This is a genomic window from Metabacillus arenae, from assembly GCF_014773385.1.
Classification (GTDB): domain Bacteria; phylum Bacillota; class Bacilli; order Bacillales; family Bacillaceae; genus Metabacillus_D; species Metabacillus_D arenae.
In genome coordinates this window covers 20,190-36,865 of sequence record NZ_JACXAI010000051.1, presented here as the reverse complement: position 1 = coordinate 36,865, position 16,676 = coordinate 20,190, and the positions used below count along the sequence as shown (strand labels likewise).

Below are 16,676 nucleotides of genomic sequence, written 5' to 3'. Positions count from 1 at the left end.
CGCTTCCGCTTGTTTGCCTCTTCAGGATGACATGGCTCTACCGATCCATGTCATCCTGAAGAGGTACGTTTCCTCCCACAAACATTTTACTCATACTCTTATTAGCGTCATGTTTATACAATTGATTGATTTGATAGTTACAGTAATGTGGAATATTTTGCGATAGTAAATGGATCGACATACCTTTCCAAGCTTTAACACATACAAATCCATGATATAAATGTGGTGGGACGATGAGAATAGAACCTGAGGACACATGAATATTTTGGTTTTTTTCGCTAGTATAGTACCCTTCACCATCTGTAATTACCACAATTTCTGCATATTTGTGGGAATGAGATCTATATAAACCCTCACCATCATTTGTAGAGAAATCATGTGGGTCAAAGTGAGAAATATCTTTAACAAAGCAATCTTTCATCAAACATCCCCCTTGGCATTTAACCAAAAACGACCGTCGAAATCTTCAGAAAATAGAGTTGTTTCCATTATAAATTAAAGCGGTTTCATGTACAAACAAAATGGTAGGCAATCTATAATTAGCATTGTGGTACAGTAGTTATTTTTTCTAATTTGAACTTTAAACGGGGAGGTGAAGAAAAAAGAGTTTCTTAATCTTTCAATCGGTTTGGCATGTTAAACGAATAAATTTTTATGGAAGGGTTGGTAAGAAAATGTCTCAGAAAACAGGTAATACTTTTAGGGGTTTATTTTTCATTCCGATTTTATTACTCTTTTTCTCCTCTACATTAAACGCTGAGAATTTAAATGGAAAAAGTGATAGAACTGCATCTACTTCAACATTTAAAAATCCAATTAATACAGCTGGGGCAGACCCATACGTCATGTACCATTCCGATGGTTATTATTACTTTACTCGTACATTAGGTCATCGCATTGATATTTGGAAGTCAAGAACACTAACCGGAATTGATCTAGGGGAACGGAAAACAGTGTGGACCAAACCATCAAATGTAAAGGATATTTGGGCTCCGGAAATTCATCATATTAATGGAAAATGGTATATTTACTATACTGCAAATACAGGATGTGGTGACGATTGCCGTGGAGTTTACGTTCTTGAGAACGCTTCAGCCGATCCTTTAAGTGGCGAATGGGTAGAAAAAGGAAAGGTAAACACAGAATATGCTGGACTTGATGGATCTGTTTTCAATCATAAAGGCAAGTTATATTTTATGTATGCTGCATATGGAGATTGGTCTGGAGAACATGGCAGTGCTATTGCGATTGCACCAATGTCAAATCCTTGGACATTAAATGGAAAAAACGTCATCTTGACCTATCCAGAATATGAGTGGGAAAAGAAAGGAATGCATGTTAATGAAGGAGCTGTCATCCTCAAGCGAGGTGACAAAATCCACCTTGTCTATTCCGCAAGTGCATGCTGGGAAGATGATTATGCAATTAGTAAGTTAACAGCTTCAGATAAAAGTAATCTATTAGACCCTAAATCTTGGTCGAAGTCAAAGGAACCGTTATTTAGCAAATCAGAAGAAAACAGTGTATATGGTCCGGGACACAATTCATTTGTTAAATCGAAAGATGGAAAAGAGGATTGGATCGTGTACCATGGCAATAGCGCTCCTGGACAAGGCTGTGGCCCTCGACCAACAAGAGTACAAAATTTCTCTTGGAATAATGATGATTCTCCAAATTTCGGTGTTCCGATTTCTGATCAATCAAAAGTTCCATCTGGTGAATATCAATTTGAAGCAGAGCACGGTAAAGTGTATAAAGCAAAATTAAAGGGGAATAAAAAAGCTTCAAACAAGAAAACCGTAACACTTAATAATCGTAATAGCAACTTACTAATGGAAGATATTAATGTTCCAGAGGCTGGGACTTATATCATGATAGTTAAGTATTCCAATTCTTCAAAGCAAAATGCGATAGGTTATGTATCTGTTAACGGGAAATCTCCATCAAAGGTCAAATTCCCTAGTACAAAAAGGGAGAAATTTGATACGGTTACAGTGAAAGTAGATCTCAAAAAAGGATATAATAACAAAATCGAGTTCCGAAAAGGAAAACATGCTATTGAAATAGACTATATCAGTATATCTGGTGATGTCACGTTCTCAATCAAATCAGGTTCTGAGTATAAATTGATCAATCCTAATGGCGGTAAAGCCCTTTCTGTTGAAAACCACAGCACAAATGATGCGAATGTCTTAACAAGGGATAAAACGAACGATAATCTTTTGCAAAGTTGGAAAATTGTCGACTTAGGACAAGGGTACTATAAGTTAATCAATCCTAGTAATGGCAAAGCATTATCTTTAGATAGTGATCCAACCATGCCTGGGACCAATGTGAACATACAGGATTGGAGCAATTTGGATTCTCAAAAATGGGAAATAGTAGATAATGGCGCTGGTTATTATAAATTGATCAATATGGAAACTAATAAAGCATTAGATGTAGGTGGAGCTAGCATTGATAGCGGGGCTAATGTTGGTACTTGGGAAGATATCCCTAGTGGACCTGCACAAATGTGGTTACTATATAAATTAGACTGATCAAGTTCTACTCAAACAATCCCCACTTTGTTAAGAAGTGGGGATTGTTTGCATCATTTTATGATACAGGCTTTTAAATTTAATGTTTAATTTCCTTTTTATATATTTAATGAATAAGCTTTTTAGCTAACCGAAAAAGGATTCGGCGCTGCATCATCCATCAGATTATAAGTTGGCTTCATAGGGGGCGAAGGTTAATATTCGCACTCAAAAGTCCAGAAATCGTGACTTTGAATCCATCCACCAGTATCCCTTTGAACCCATCCGTGGTCATCTATTAATCCACGTACGTACTCATTTCCGGAATACGTCCAAATCGAAGTGCTGCCTGTACTTGGTTCTGAATAAACGACTGTTCCCGGATTAACAAAACCACTTCCAATACAAGCGGCAGAAGCCTTGTTAGGTGATACTCCTACCGAAAGCAGTAAAACAAGGACAAAACCAACAGCTACAACAATCCCACTCGCCCTTCTATCCTTTGTCAATGAGTTTTTATGCTTGGTCATTTCACACCTCCGAAAAATGACACATAAAGACGTGTCAGAATTTATTTCCAGTATACTTCAGGGCACGCAATTTTTAAACAATTCTTTTGTCATAAAATTTGTATCGGATTGTACGGTTTAGACCATAAGTAATAGAAAGTAGTGGATGTGTAAAAGCTTCTCATTTTACATATTAGTTAATTTTTGTATTTCAAATCGATCGTATTTTTTCATGAATAAAATAGAATTTTTATATGGAAAATTATATAGACTTCTATGAACGATCTGAAAAAGATGTTGCCCTTTTCTTATCGATATTTTAGAATGATAAAAACTAATAATCGGATGCATTGATGAAGAAGAGTAAATGTTAGGAACGCTCCAGAGAGCTGATGGTTGGTGGGAATCAGTGTGAACCTAATATTGAATGGGCTTCTGAGCAACCAAACTGAAATTTTTAGTAGGTCTGGCGGAGCGTCTCACCGATAAAAGAGACAAAGTATCGAAACGATCAAAACTAGTTTCTGTACGGATAAAGTGCGTTTACTATTTGTATGTAAACGAATGAAGGTGGCACCACGGGTTTCTCGTCCTTTTTTGGATGAGGAACCCTTTTTGTGTTTAAAATTAATAGGGTTTGGAGGATTTTTATATGAAAAAGGGCTAGAGAAGCAGTCAATATATTCATTGTATTAAGAAGATAGGAAAACAGATAAGGAGGAACGAAGGATGATTATAGCCACTGATGATTTAGAAGTTAACTGTCCTGCTTGCAAAGGGGAAGGAGTCATAAAAGCTGATACATGTCATAGCTGTTCTGGTAAAGGAGTTATTCTCACTTCTCAAGGACAAACTTTGCTTCACTTTATTAAGAAGCATATTGATAAGGAATGATGGAGGTCAGCTAAATTAAAAGATTTAAATGTATAGTTTATAAGAATCTCATAAATGGCCTGTAATAAAGAGGAGTATATTTTGTTTACTGTTGCAATTCTGGTTGTTCTTGGTTCAGGGTTTTTTCACGCTTTATGGAACGTTTATGCCAAGAAAAGTGATAAACCCGAATGTTTTTCTTTGGCTTTGTCAATGGGTAGCAATCATTGTTCTGCTCCCGTTTCGCTCTTATCACCAATTAGAGAAATTGGAATAGTTTTGGTACACTTCTAGGTATCTTTATATGAAAAGAACCACCAAATATGAGACGAATTGTTGCATCTATTTTGGTTACGTTTGGAGTAGTTTCGTTAGGGATTTAGGGTTGATACTTTTGTGTTTTTTCATCACATCGAAGCATCACTCGCAATCTTCTTCTTATAAACAAACCTGGAAATGGTGACACTTAATTCATACAGTAGCAGGAGGGGAACAATCACTAGTATATCCGAAATGAAATCAGGCGGAGTGATTAGAATGGATATGATAATAAGCACGAAATAGGAGATTTTCCTTGCTTTTGCCAGTTTCATTGGATTAAGAATTCCAAGTCTTGTTAAAAACATGACTACCAAAGGCATCTCGAATAAAAAACCAAATGGTAAACTTAAATGAAGCATGAAACGAAAGTATTTGTCTGCTGTAAACATTAATTCAAACTGCCCAGCGGAGAGGTTTGTTAAAAATCCTAACACAGTTGGAAATAACACAAAATATCCAAAAGATATGCCTGCAATAAACAAAATAAATAACCCGGGAATAAAGCTTAAAGTTATCCTGCTCTCTTCCTTTGTCAGCGCCGGCTTTACAAACAGCCAAGTTTGATAGGCGGCTACAGGAATCGTAACCGCTATGGCAAACACACTTGAGATGATCATATATACCCATAAAATATCACTTGGGCCAAGGATAGCCAATTTTCCATCAAGATCTCTAACTAACCAATGATAGATATCCTGTACAAAAATAAGTGCAGCAACGAAGGATAGTATAAACATAAATGAGATTTTAATAATTCTTCGACGTAGTTCTTCCAAATGCTCAAAATTTTGCACATCTGTGGATTCCATCTTGGTTGCCTCCAGTTTTGATTGTCAGCGGTACCAGGTACCAAAGGTACCTGGTGCCGTTTTTCAACTGTCCATAATCTATCTATTTGAGAAGAGCGATTAAATTATTTAACAACAGATCCATCTTACTTCTTTTCAACAGCCGTTAATTGAGGTTTTTTTCCTTCCTCTTTATCTTCCTCATATACTAATCCCTTGGTCGCATTTTTGAATTCAGACAATGTGCGGCCAAAGGCACGCCCGATTTCAGGTAATTTAGAAGGCCCAAAAATCACAAGTGCAATGATAAGAATTAGAATCAAGCCTGGAACACCGATATTTTGAAACATTACTTGAATCTTCCTTTCTGCTTTAATTTAGCTAAGCATGGCTTCCTTTTTAATCAAAACTACCTGCTCACTGCTACTACAGATAGTGCTTCGATTACAAGTAAATATCTGCCAACATAGCATCACTGTTTATGTTTTAGTATTCTTAAATTATCCTGTATTATTCTTTGATTGTTCTTTATGCCAATGCCCCTCCTTTTTCATGGTATTTTAATATTCCATCTGCCGCTCTATAGGATAAGGCTCCAACGGTACCTGTTGGGTTATAACCGGAGTTATGGGCAAAAGCGGATGCACCCACAACAAATAGATTGTCCATGTCCCACATTTGCAAATAATTATTTACTGCTGACGTTTTAGGATCAGCGCCCATGATAACCCCGCCAGTATTATGGGTCGATTGATAAGTAGTAATTTCGTAAGGTCCCAGCTCTTCCAATTTATCAATATGATCGGCACCCATATTTTTTAATAAATCTGCACATTTATTAGCGAGAAAAATCGCCATATTTCGATCTTGGTCCTCAAAATCAAATGTAATTCGGGGGAGCGGATCACCAAAGGCATCTTTATAGGTTGGATCAAGATCGACATAATGATGTTGAAATGGCATCGATGCCCCCTGCGAACCTACACTTAAATAACCGTTTGCGTATTTTAATGAGGCTTCTTTGAATTCTGCCCCCCACAGCTTAGTCCCGCTCGGAACTCCATTACTTTGAATGGGGCGCATGCCAGTTTGCGTAAACGAGATGCTTCCACCGTGGATAAAATCTAGATCGGCATGGTCAAAATTATCGCCATTATAATCATCTAAATTTATTCCTAATGAGCCTGCACCTGCAAACGTATTAAACTTTTTCTTTTCATAAAAACCTATTGCATTTCCCTTAGCCACTTGGTAAGCATAGTTCTTTCCGATAACCCCTGTACCTGTTTTTGAATCATACGGTCTTCCGATATTTGACAATAATAATAAACGAATATTATTGAATACATAACCAGTTAAAACGACAATATCTGCAGGCTGTTCAATTTCGTCGCCTGTTGTTGTATCTGTATACATGACACCTGTTGCTTTATTCCCCTTATGAAGAATTCTTCTCACATTTGAGTGAGTTCTTATTTCAAAATTTCCAGTCTTCTCGGCAACGGGAATAACGGTAACAACTGGATCCGCTTTTGCCCCGTATTCACACCCAAACCGTTCACAAAATCCACAATATTGGCAAGCAGATCTGGAAATACCGTCGGGATTCTTATAGTTTTCAGAAAGGTTTGCTGACGGCAAGACATAAGGGTTTAGCTTCAATTTTTTTGCTGCCTCTTCAAACATTTCCATAGGCGGTGTCTTTTTCATAGGCGGTGTTGGATATTTGTCCGAACGCTTGGGGCCGATGGGATTTTCTTCACCAGAAATTCCAGCTGTTTTTTCAAATTTATCAAAGTATGGTTCTAATTCGTCATATGTAATTCCCCAATCTTGAATAGTCATTCCCTTTGGAATTTTATTTTTCCCATATCGCTCAACCGTTTTGCTCTGAATTTCAAAATCGTATGGCATGAATCGATAGGTTTGTCCGTTCCAATGTACACCTGCACCACCTAAGCCTTCACCTAACAAAAAGGAACCATACTGTCTCATGGGGAGTGCGCGTATTTTTTCATTACCCCTGAAGGTGATTGTTTCTTTGGAAAGATCCTGCATCAGATCATAACGGAGCGCATATCGGAGTTCATCATGAACCATAAAGTAATCTTCTGTTTTTCTTTCTTTCCCTCTTTCTAGTCCAACTACTTTCAGGCCTTTTTTCGTTAGCTCGGAGGCGATAATACTGCCAGCCCAACCCACTCCTATTAAAACAACATCTACTTTTGGTAATTTTCTCGCCATTTGAATCACCTCAGTTCTTAAAGATAGAAAATGTTAACCTGTTCTCCTTGGCTCTCATCGTATCCACACTATTGTCCAAGATGATCCCGAAGACTTTTCGGTTTCATTTCTTTAAAATCACCTTCAATAATATTAGTGTAAGCCATTTGATTACCTGGATAATTTTTCATTCTCCAACCATCCATATTCATATTTCCTCCGTATAATGGATCGCTGTATATTCCTTCTAAAGTACTGCTTCTCAACATTTTAAAGAACCCGCTAGGTAAAATAGCTGTTATTTGAACATTATCTTCCTCGAAATCTTTAAGAATGGCATCCTGTTCTTCTCCAGAAAGCTCAGTAAACTTTTTCTTAAATTTATTTATGCTGTAATTTTGCATTTCTTGTAAGCCAATATCGAATATCTCACGGCGCTTCAAACGACCTTGATAGCCTTGGACTGTTTCTCCTTTATAAAATGGGGCGTGCATATATTCCCTAGAATTAAACCCCCAGTTACCGGCAAGCTGGTGATCAATAAAAAAGGCAACGCCTAAAGCTTTTGCACCTGGACCGCTATCGGTTTCTGGAAAAATTCTTTCTGTTGCTGCTTGTACAATATTAAATTGTTCTTGAGAGAAGTGCATAAGGGCTTGGTTAAAGTTTTCCGCTTTAACCTCGGCAGCTTGATTGTTATTTTCCTTTGTTTTGTTTCCAAAGGGTAATAAACTTCCTAATGCACCGCCTAATGCTACTCCTCCTACAGCTAAACCAGTATTTTTAATAAATTTACGTCTGGATAGGGATTCTGGAATCTCATGTTTATTGTTATCTGCCATCTTTTTCACCTCCTGAAATCATAACCATAAAGCGGGGATTAGAACATCAAATACCTTCATGGATTTTTTTATAATATGTCTCCAAAAAAAACCATTCATACATTAAATCATTTTGGGAACGATAATTTCTGAAATAATTTACCAGCAAGGAGGTTTAAAGCAATGAAACGAACCTGTAACAAATTAATGCTTCCTTTTATTGGTGTACTTCTTGTTTTATCAGCATGTACGAATCAACAGGGTGCTATTAATGGGGAACAAGGAGTAAACAACACAGAACATCATATGGATGTCTCTACAAATCATGATCGGAGTGGAGATGTCATACCAAGTGCTGATCGAACAAAGAAAATGACGACTAATGAAGATGGAGAAGTTACGAGCGGGATGGGGAAAAGTGTCTATAGTTTAATAGGAAGCTCGGGTATTCATGATGGGGGGATTTCTTCTCATTTAGAATCCCGTTTATCTGGTGAAGGGATCCCAGGGATAAAGGTGTTTGTGCTTGATGACACGATTATCTTAGCAAGAGCCAAACCCGAAAATACATCTACCCACTATGATGACATGCAAAATCAAGTATTAACTGGCACCGAAGGGATGTCTGGAAAAGGTGAAGAGGACGGCGTAAAAGATATTGATTATAATGTTGATGACAATTTAGATCACGCAAAAAGAATTATGGAGGAAGCTTTTGGCGGACAAGTCCAAATTCTAACTGTCACTAATTCAAAAGCCCCTGTTTTAATAGATAAAATAAAAGAAAACTTAAAAAATAAAACACCATCCTACAACCAATTAACGAATGACATAAATACACTTGTTCAAATGACAAAGGAAAAAAGCTAATGGAAAGAAGGTTAAAGACCAACCTTCATGCCGGCTCTTATTATGCTTGTCGCCGAAGGACTAGCGCCTTGCGCTTTTCTTAATGTTGCTTATTTTATAGAGCGAGTCGAAGAAAGCTTGCTGCCTTAGGTGGGGAAGTATCAGTGATTAGCAGCTATTAAGGCAAGTTAGAAATGTATGAAAAATAGGTAGTCCTCTCTAATGTAGCATGAAAACTACAGACTTAAACTTAAGAGGAGATAAAAAATATAAACTATCAAAACCCTTGAGAGATGATCGCTCTTATGGGTTTTCTTTTTATGACGGATCTATTTTTCTAAAGATAAAAACTACATAAAATATTGATTAAGCATACATAGAAGACTGTAACTTGCTTATTAAACAAATTTGTTAAGACTATTCACTTCTGATAAAGGATTTAGCCCCTATTAAAGAGAATTAACAAGTAAGCTTATCCTTTAATAATACATTTTAGAAAATGTCATTCTAATGAAAGAAGGTAAGTAATATGAATGGAGATTTTTTTGATAACTACAAAAAGTTTATTATGATCCCTGAAGAACAAAATGCTAATCAATCCAGAGAATTTGATCCCCAAGATTATGAAGCACATTATATTTTAACACTGTCACTATATGACTCCCTTATATCAAATTGGGGGGAAGCCATTAAATATGAGATTGAAGTGGAAAAAAGTATTGAAAATGTATTAGAAGAATTCAATAGTGATCAGAAAGGACTTTATCATCTTCAACTCCTAGAACTTGAAAGTGATAAACCGTATTTTGTTTTGGCTTTATCCTGTAAAAATAAATTTGAAAATCAAGAAGCAAATGATCGTATTTCGTATATTTTAGAAAAGGTCATTTCAAATCCTTTTTATGTAGGTCAAGGCTGGTTCCAGTTTATCGGTGACAAAGGCAGAATTAAACGGAAACTGTTCTGTTTTTCATTCACTGAATATTACCCCGAAAAGATTCGGTATGAGGTATTTGCCGGTGAAGAAGGATAAAATTGGTATATTATGAAAAAAGGATGAAGCTTTTTAAAGAAGTTGTTGATTCTTGTAGAATAATCGATATATCCCAAAATTCAAAGATATATTTGATATATCGAAGATAAAATAAAAAATTCGAAGTCAAAAGCCTATAAGAAATCGAAGATAAGTTTACAAATCCAGGGGCTCATAGAAGAAAAATATAATGATCGATTTCGTAAAAACACAGTAAATCGTATTGCAGGGAGCAGCCTTGAAGCTTAAAAACGCTTGGGTATTTCAGCCGTTTATCCAAGCGTTTTTATTTCCAGTTCTTTGACGGTACCTGGTACCAAGCCACTTATCTATTCGGGAGGATGAAAAAATGAATAGAGTAGTCATCAGTACTAAGAGATTAAATTTGCGAAAAATGAGAATAGATGATGTTGAAAACCTGCAGGAAATCTTTTCTGATCAGATAGCCATGAAGTACTATCCTTCTACTAAAAATGAAAAAGAAACCATAAGTTGGATTTCCTGGACTATAGACAATTATAAAAATTATGGGGCAGGTCTTTGGATAGTGGAAAGAAAAGATACGGGGGCATTTTTAGGACAATGCGGCATTGTACCTCAAAAAATAGATGGCAAAACTGAGATGGAAATTGGTTATCTTTTTGCTCGTCGTTCTTGGGGAAACGGATATGCAACTGAAGCAGCGGGTGCCTGTAAGGAATATGGGTTTGGACAATTACAGCTGTCTAAACTCATTTCCTTACCGGATGTAAAAAATGAGCGTTCGATTAAAGTGGCTAAACGTATAGGGATGAAAGCTGAAAAGACGATAAACAAATGGGGGAAAGAGGTCCTTTTATTTTCTGCTTTAGCATAGGGGTACTATTCATTTTAGAAAAAAAGTCAACATTGCTCCTGTTTTTTATAGAAAAAATTGAAACCGCATGGATACCTTCCATTTATGCGGTTTTTTACCATAACGGCGCTAATATATCGGTAACTTTGCTTTAGGACCGTTGTATGCTGTTGGAATAAGGATGAATTAAGCTTTTCAGTGATCCGAATCGTGTAATATAAAGATTTTCAATATATACAAGGAATATAACTAAGTGGGAGGGACTAAATGGTGAAAATAACCGAAATAAAGCAGGGGACAGAATTATTTGATAAAGCTGTTCAAGTCTTTTGGGGGCAGTGGGGAAATGAAGGTAACTACAAGTTTTATAATGACGCCATCCTTCATTCATGTAACACATCTGAAGAAATACCCAGGTTTTATGTAGCATTGAATAACAAATCGATCATTGGCACATATGCGTTGATTCGAAATGACCTTAATAGCCGCCAGGACCTATGGCCATGGTTGGCTTGTTTATATGTAGATCCTGAGTTTAGAGGGAATGAAATGGGATCTAGGTTACTTGAGCACGCTCTTAAGGAAGCAGCGCGAAAAGGATTTTCAAAGCTTTATCTAACCTCTGACTTGGAAGGCTATTACGAAAAGTACGGATGGACTCATTTAACAGAATGCTATGGTGCTAGCGGCGGCTCAATAAAGTTATACGAAAAATCAACAAGCTTAAATGATAAGCCATGAAAAAGTTCACAGGCTTGCACTGAAGATTTTTCAGAAAAAAGCGGGTTTACTTTATTGAGAAACTAAAAGAATAACACTGAAAACCTGAAACCACCTTCACAAGCAGTAACGGTGGCTTTTTCTATCTCCATATAATTTAGACAATACCCTCAACCGGCTAATAAAAGCCAATGCACCGTAAGCCAATTAATTGCACCGATATCGAAATAATTGATTTCTAACACCGTCAGTAAATTCGCCGTAAGCATAAAATTCGCTGAACCAGCCAATAAATCTTGGAATTCGGACAATAAACTTCAGGGTTTGGACAGAAACCGGTGACAGGCGGAAAATAAATTCGATTCATAGGTCTATTAGTTAATTTCCCTTGAATCTTACAATTTATTGTGATCACACCACTTTCCTCCTATTACAAATCTATAAAGAAAATGTAAAAAAAAGTAGGAAGGAGGAACCGTGAATGTTGTAGGATTTTTTAATATTTGCAAAAACTGATATTCCTACCATAATAGATAAATTGTTTCGTATCTTCAGTTTCTTCCTCAAAAAGGTCTGTTAATTTAAGCCTAGATACAATCTCTATATTCCGGTTCTCCTTTACATGGCTTAACAGTGCATTAACAAATATTCTTTAATATAAGTCATAGTAATAAATTTCTTTCAGAAAGGGGAAATCATTGTGGACGAAAGACAGTGGGATGAATGGATGAAGAAATTGAAGGATAATAGCTTTGAAAAGAAGGAGTTTGATCGCAAGAGTTTCCTGCAAGGTGCTGGGAAAATTGCCGGGATTTCACTTGGATTGACCATTGCGCAATCAATGGGTGGTTTGGAGGTAACCTCTGCTGCTCCGAAATTCAGTAACTATCCATTTACATTAGGTGTTGCATCGGGAGATCCGCTTTCAGACAGTGTTGTTTTATGGACAAGATTGGCACCTGAACCGCTTGATGGAGGCGGGATGCCTAATAAAAAGGTCCCTGTGAAATGGGAAATTGCCAAGGATGAGAATTTTCGCCGTATTGTAAAGCGCGGGACTGAAGTAGCATCACCGAAGCTAGCGCATTCGGTTCATGTTGAAGTAGATGGACTTAAGCCAAACGAAGTGTATTATTACCGTTTCAGAGCTGGCAATGAATTAAGTCCTGTTGGAAAAACGAAAACTCTTCCAGAAGTTGGTTCAAAGGTTTCCAGCTTGACTTTCGCATTCGCTTCTTGTCAGCAATATGAGCACGGCTACTATACAGCATACCAGCACATGGCTAAAGAGGATCTCGATATCGTCTTTCATTTAGGAGATTATATTTATGAATACGGTCCAAATGAATATGTTTCTGGATCTGGTAATGTTCGTACTCACAGCGGTCCTGAAATCTTTACGCTTGAAGACTATCGAAACCGTCATGCCCAATACCGTTCAGATGCTAATTTAAAGGCTGCTCATGCTGCTTTTCCATGGGTTGTAACTTGGGATGACCATGAAGTAGAAAACAACTATGCGAATATTATTCCTGAAAAGGACCAGTCTGTTGAGGAATTTGTTAAACGCCGCGCTGCTGCTTATCAAGCTTATTATGAGCACATGCCGCTTCGTAAATCATCTTTACCGCACGGTGCTGATATGCAATTATATCGTGATTTCACTTATGGTGATTTGGCGAATTTCTTTGTTCTTGATACGCGTCAATACCGTGATGATCAAGCAAATGACGACGGATCAAAAGCTCATACTCCAGAATCTCTTGACCCAAATCGTACTACACTTGGCACTGATCAGGAGCATTGGCTGTTTCACAATCTCGGTACTTCCAAAACTAAATGGAATGTGCTCGCTCAGCAAATTTTCTTCTCCCAGAAGAAGGTTGGTACAAGCTCGGAACCAAAATTCAGTATGGATTCCTGGGATGGCTATCCTGCAGCACGCAACCGTATCACAGACTATGTGCACAGTAAAAACTTAAACAATCTTATCGTCCTGACTGGTGATGTCCATGCAAGCTGGGCTTCAAATATAATGACCGACTTTGATGATTCAAAATCGAAGATTATTGGAGCAGAGTTTGTTGGAACTTCGATCACATCAGGCGGAAACGGAGCGGATGAGAGAGCAGACACTGACCAAATATTAGCGGCTAACCCTAATATTAAATTCTTTAACGATTACCGCGGTTATGTTAGATGTACAGTAACACCTGATAAATGGCAGGCTGATTACCGTGTTATTCCGTTTGTAACAGAACCGGGGGCAGCTATTTCAACAAGAGCCTCTCTCGTTTATGAAAGAGATGGGCAAGGGATAAGAAAAGTAGCTGTTACTGAGGTTCCGCAAGGTGTTAAACGCTCAAAAGAAGTGGAAGAAGACCGTCACCGCGCCCATGCACGTGCTCATGAGAAACAAAGAAAAAATAGACAGGAAAAAGTAACTCAATAAACGAATTCATTACGATAGTAAAGGAGGGAATGAGGTATGATTCCAAATGTCGGAATACCAGGCTTGATCCTAGTTCTTGTTCTTGCCTTAATTATTTTCGGGCCATCTAAGCTTCCTGAAATCGGCCGTGCCATGGGGAGAACATTAACTGAATTCAAGAGTGCTGCAAAGGGATTAGTGTCAAATGATGACAAAGAGGAAGAGAAAAAACCTGATTTAAAACCTGCCCAGAAGAGCGAGGAGAAATCAGCAGTTTGATGAATCAAAAACCCGCTTAAGACATTTTTCTTAAGCGGGTTTTTGTACTACATTTCTCAGCATAAAAAGGTTTCAACTTCCTTTTGGGTAGGCATAGCATTTTGTGCACCGGACCTGGTTACGGATATTGCACTTGCTTTTATTGCGCTTTGGATCGAATCATGCAAATCCATTGTTTTTAAATACGTACTTGTAAACCCGCCAATAAAGCATTCTCCAGCTCCAGTAGTATCCACTGCATCCACTTTATAAGCAGGGAAAGTTTGCTCATCCATGCCGTTCATTAGGAAACATCCCTTTTCTCCTAATGTTACGATAATTGTTTTAACCTTTTTTTCAAGCAGCTCTTCACAGGATGCTTTAATAGGATCATTAAATGCTCCTTCAATCCAGTTGTTTGATAGTAATTTTAATTCATGTTCATTAGGTATTAGGATGTCAACATTTTTCAAAATATCTTCACTTAACTTAATTGCTGGGGCAGGATTTAGAATCGTTATTTTATCCATTTTTTTAGCTAACTCGAGTGTAAAATGCACTGTTTCCAAGGGGATTTCTAATTGCATCACGACAATATCCGCTTCCTCAATCGCCTTTTTGTTTTTAAAAACCAATTCAGGTGTCAGGTCCAAATTTGCTCCAGGTGAAACAACAATTTGATTACTGCCTTTTTCGTCAACTATGACAATGGCAGTCCCAGTCTTATTATCAGATCTAGAAATATATCTTGTGCCGACTTTATGGTCTTCCAAAGATTTCAGTAGAGCATTTCCGTAAGAATCCTTCCCGATTGATCCAAGAATGCCTACAGAAGTATTCATTTTAGAAATGGCAACTGCTTGATTCGCTCCTTTACCTCCAGGAATCTCTGTAATGGGGCCCCCTAATAATGTTTCACCTTTTTTCGGAAGCTCATTTACCCTAATAAGAAGATCCATATTCAGACTTCCAACTACTAAAATATTTGCAGCCATATGATTATCCTTTCAATTAAGTTTATTTGGACTCTTTTTATAAGATCAGCTTAATTTAATTAAAGTATTAATGTGTTAAAGAGTGTTGTCGTTGTCTAGCTCCAGGCGCCATCGGCCCTTAGGTCATAAGCCAATCCGTCAAGAAGGTTAAAGAACAACCTTCATGCCGGCTCGTCTTATGCTTGTCGCCGATAGGCGGGCGCCTTGCGCTTTTCGTTAACAGGTTATTTAATTAATAAATTTGGTAAAAATGTTACGATTCCAGGGACCAGCATAAAGATAAACAGTAATAGGATTAACGTGATCAAAAAAGGCATGACTTCTTTGGCAAAATGAAAGATATTTGTTTTGGCAATTCCTGTAGTTACATACATAATCACGCCAACTGGCGGAGTTATTGTACCAATCATGACATTAATCGCAAGAATTACTCCATAGTGCAAAGGGTCTATTCCAAATTGAGTTAAGATTGGCAATACCACAGGTGTCGTGATGATGATGATAGCTGTACCATCAAGAAAGCAGCCTAATACCAGGAGTATGACCATTAATAATATAAGAATAACCGTTGGTGACATTGAAATTGTTTGAAATAAATCCAGCAGCTTCTGGGGGCCTTGTACAAAGGCCATAAACCATGCGAAGGGTGCAGATGCTGCGATAATGATGCCAACTCCAGCCGTCATTAAAACAGCGTCCAATATTTTCCTTGGAAGGTCAGAAAATTTCAAGTCCTTATAGACAAACAAACCTATTACAATTGAATACACTACAGCAATTACAGCAGATTCAGTTGCAGTGAAATATCCAGAGAAGATTCCAACCATGATAATGACAGGCATCAATAATGCCCAAAACGCATCTAGAAACGTTTTAAATACAGTAAGTAAACTTGCTTTTTCTCTTTTTTCATAGTTTCTTTTTTTAGCTATGAAGTAAGCAATGATCATAAGGGATGAGCTCATTAATAATCCTGGTAAAACTCCGCCTAAGAACAATTTTCCTATTGATACCCCTGCAAAACTCCCGAAAATAATCATTGGAATACTTGGTGGAATGATAGGTCCGACTGTTGCGCTAGCCGCTAAAATAGCTGAAGCGAAACCTTTTCCGTAGCCTCTCTTCACCATCGCAGGAATCAAAGCAGTTCCAGTAGCAGCGGCATCTGCGACACCAGATCCAGAAACGCCGGACATAAAGACATTTGAGACAACCGTTACATGAGCTAAACTTCCTCTAATATGACCAACTAAGGCTTCGGAAAAGAGAATTAACCTTTTAGTAATTCCGCCTGCTTCCATTAATGTACCAGCAAAAATAAATAACGGAATGGCCAGCAGAGGGAAAGAATCCAATCCAAGTGATAAGCGCTGCGGTAAGACCTCTAAAGGAATGGTACCCTGAAAAATTAATGAAACCAACGAAGCGCCGATTAACGAAAAGCCAACCGGAACCCCTAATAGTAAGAGAAGGAGCAGGGAGCATATTAATATGATCATAA

At 37.6% G+C, this 16,676-nt stretch carries 16 protein-coding genes and 1 other annotated feature; of the genes, 8 read left to right on the top strand and 8 right to left on the bottom strand.

Annotated elements, in window-relative coordinates; translation table 11 throughout:
- Positions 1 to 37: 37 nt before the first annotated feature.
- Positions 38 to 421 (bottom strand): AraC family ligand binding domain-containing protein, encoded by a 384-nt coding sequence (locus tag IC621_RS24545; protein WP_191162440.1) that lies wholly within the window; start codon positions 419 to 421, stop codon positions 38 to 40.
- Positions 422 to 674: 253 nt separating this feature from the next.
- On the opposite strand from IC621_RS24545, the gene IC621_RS27105 reads away from it, so the two are divergent.
- Positions 675 to 2,540, top strand: coding sequence for a family 43 glycosylhydrolase (locus tag IC621_RS27105; protein WP_191162438.1), 1,866 nt, complete (start codon positions 675 to 677; stop codon positions 2,538 to 2,540).
- A gap of 194 nt (positions 2,541 to 2,734) precedes the next feature.
- Here IC621_RS27105 and IC621_RS24535 read toward each other — a convergent pair whose 3' ends face one another.
- Complete coding sequence (locus IC621_RS24535) at positions 2,735 to 3,049, bottom strand: hypothetical protein (protein WP_191162436.1); 315 nt, start codon at positions 3,047 to 3,049, stop codon at positions 2,735 to 2,737.
- Between the two features lie 320 nt (positions 3,050 to 3,369).
- Positions 3,370 to 3,626, top strand: a binding site (T-box leader).
- Between the two features lie 131 nt (positions 3,627 to 3,757).
- On the opposite strand from IC621_RS24535, the gene IC621_RS24530 reads away from it, so the two are divergent.
- Positions 3,758 to 3,922, top strand: a complete 165-nt coding sequence (locus IC621_RS24530; protein ID WP_191162434.1) for a tryptophan RNA-binding attenuation protein — start codon at positions 3,758 to 3,760, stop codon at positions 3,920 to 3,922.
- 386 nt (positions 3,923 to 4,308) lie between these two features.
- Here the strand turns inward: IC621_RS24530 and tatC are convergent, their stop codons facing one another.
- The 4 genes from tatC to IC621_RS24510 all read right to left on the bottom strand — a co-directional run bounded on the left by tatC (position 4,309) and on the right by IC621_RS24510 (position 8,075).
- Entirely contained in the window at positions 4,309 to 5,031 is a 723-nt protein-coding gene (gene tatC / locus IC621_RS24525; RefSeq protein WP_191162432.1) for a twin-arginine translocase subunit TatC, read from the bottom strand.
- A gap of 125 nt (positions 5,032 to 5,156) precedes the next feature.
- Positions 5,157 to 5,360, bottom strand: a complete 204-nt coding sequence (locus tag IC621_RS24520) for a twin-arginine translocase TatA/TatE family subunit (RefSeq protein WP_191162430.1) — start codon at positions 5,358 to 5,360, stop codon at positions 5,157 to 5,159.
- Positions 5,361 to 5,538: 178 nt separating this feature from the next.
- Positions 5,539 to 7,254 carry a GMC family oxidoreductase gene (locus IC621_RS24515; RefSeq protein ID WP_191162428.1) on the bottom strand — a complete coding sequence of 572 codons (1,716 nt, stop codon included), beginning with the start codon at positions 7,252 to 7,254 and terminating at the stop codon, positions 5,539 to 5,541.
- Positions 7,255 to 7,322: 68 nt separating this feature from the next.
- Positions 7,323 to 8,075: a gluconate 2-dehydrogenase subunit 3 family protein gene (locus IC621_RS24510; RefSeq protein ID WP_191162426.1), complete on the bottom strand. Its 753-nt coding sequence runs from the start codon at positions 8,073 to 8,075 to the stop codon at positions 7,323 to 7,325.
- Between the two features lie 162 nt (positions 8,076 to 8,237).
- Here IC621_RS24510 and IC621_RS24505 point away from each other — a divergent pair, with 162 nt between their 5' ends.
- The 6 genes from IC621_RS24505 (at position 8,238) to tatA (ending at position 14,201) form a co-directional block, all read left to right on the top strand.
- Positions 8,238 to 8,924, top strand: coding sequence for a hypothetical protein (locus tag IC621_RS24505; RefSeq protein WP_191162424.1), 687 nt, complete (start codon positions 8,238 to 8,240; stop codon positions 8,922 to 8,924).
- 508 nt (positions 8,925 to 9,432) lie between these two features.
- The gene (locus IC621_RS24500; protein ID WP_191162422.1) at positions 9,433 to 9,936 is read left to right on the top strand and encodes a hypothetical protein; all 504 of its coding nucleotides are present in this window, start codon (positions 9,433 to 9,435) and stop codon (positions 9,934 to 9,936) included.
- A 349-nt stretch (positions 9,937 to 10,285) separates the two neighbouring features.
- A complete protein-coding gene (locus IC621_RS24495; protein WP_191162420.1) occupies positions 10,286 to 10,792 on the top strand; it encodes a GNAT family N-acetyltransferase in 507 nt (168 codons plus the stop codon).
- A 246-nt stretch (positions 10,793 to 11,038) separates the two neighbouring features.
- The gene (locus IC621_RS24490) at positions 11,039 to 11,512 is read left to right on the top strand and encodes a GNAT family N-acetyltransferase (RefSeq protein ID WP_224752795.1); all 474 of its coding nucleotides are present in this window, start codon (positions 11,039 to 11,041) and stop codon (positions 11,510 to 11,512) included.
- Between the two features lie 676 nt (positions 11,513 to 12,188).
- Positions 12,189 to 13,943 (top strand): alkaline phosphatase D family protein, encoded by a 1,755-nt coding sequence (locus tag IC621_RS24485; RefSeq protein ID WP_191162446.1) that lies wholly within the window; start codon positions 12,189 to 12,191, stop codon positions 13,941 to 13,943.
- 36 nt (positions 13,944 to 13,979) lie between these two features.
- A complete protein-coding gene (gene tatA, locus IC621_RS24480; RefSeq protein ID WP_191162418.1) occupies positions 13,980 to 14,201 on the top strand; it encodes a twin-arginine translocase TatA/TatE family subunit in 222 nt (73 codons plus the stop codon).
- Positions 14,202 to 14,257: 56 nt separating this feature from the next.
- On the opposite strand, the gene rbsK is transcribed toward tatA, so the two are convergent.
- Positions 14,258 to 15,175, bottom strand: a complete 918-nt coding sequence (gene rbsK / locus IC621_RS24475; RefSeq protein ID WP_191162416.1) for a ribokinase — start codon at positions 15,173 to 15,175, stop codon at positions 14,258 to 14,260.
- A 224-nt stretch (positions 15,176 to 15,399) separates the two neighbouring features.
- On the bottom strand, positions 15,400 to 16,674 hold the full coding sequence (locus tag IC621_RS24470) for a TRAP transporter large permease (protein WP_191162415.1): 1,275 nt from the start codon (positions 16,672 to 16,674) through the stop codon (positions 15,400 to 15,402).
- Positions 16,675 to 16,676 lie beyond the last annotated feature (2 nt).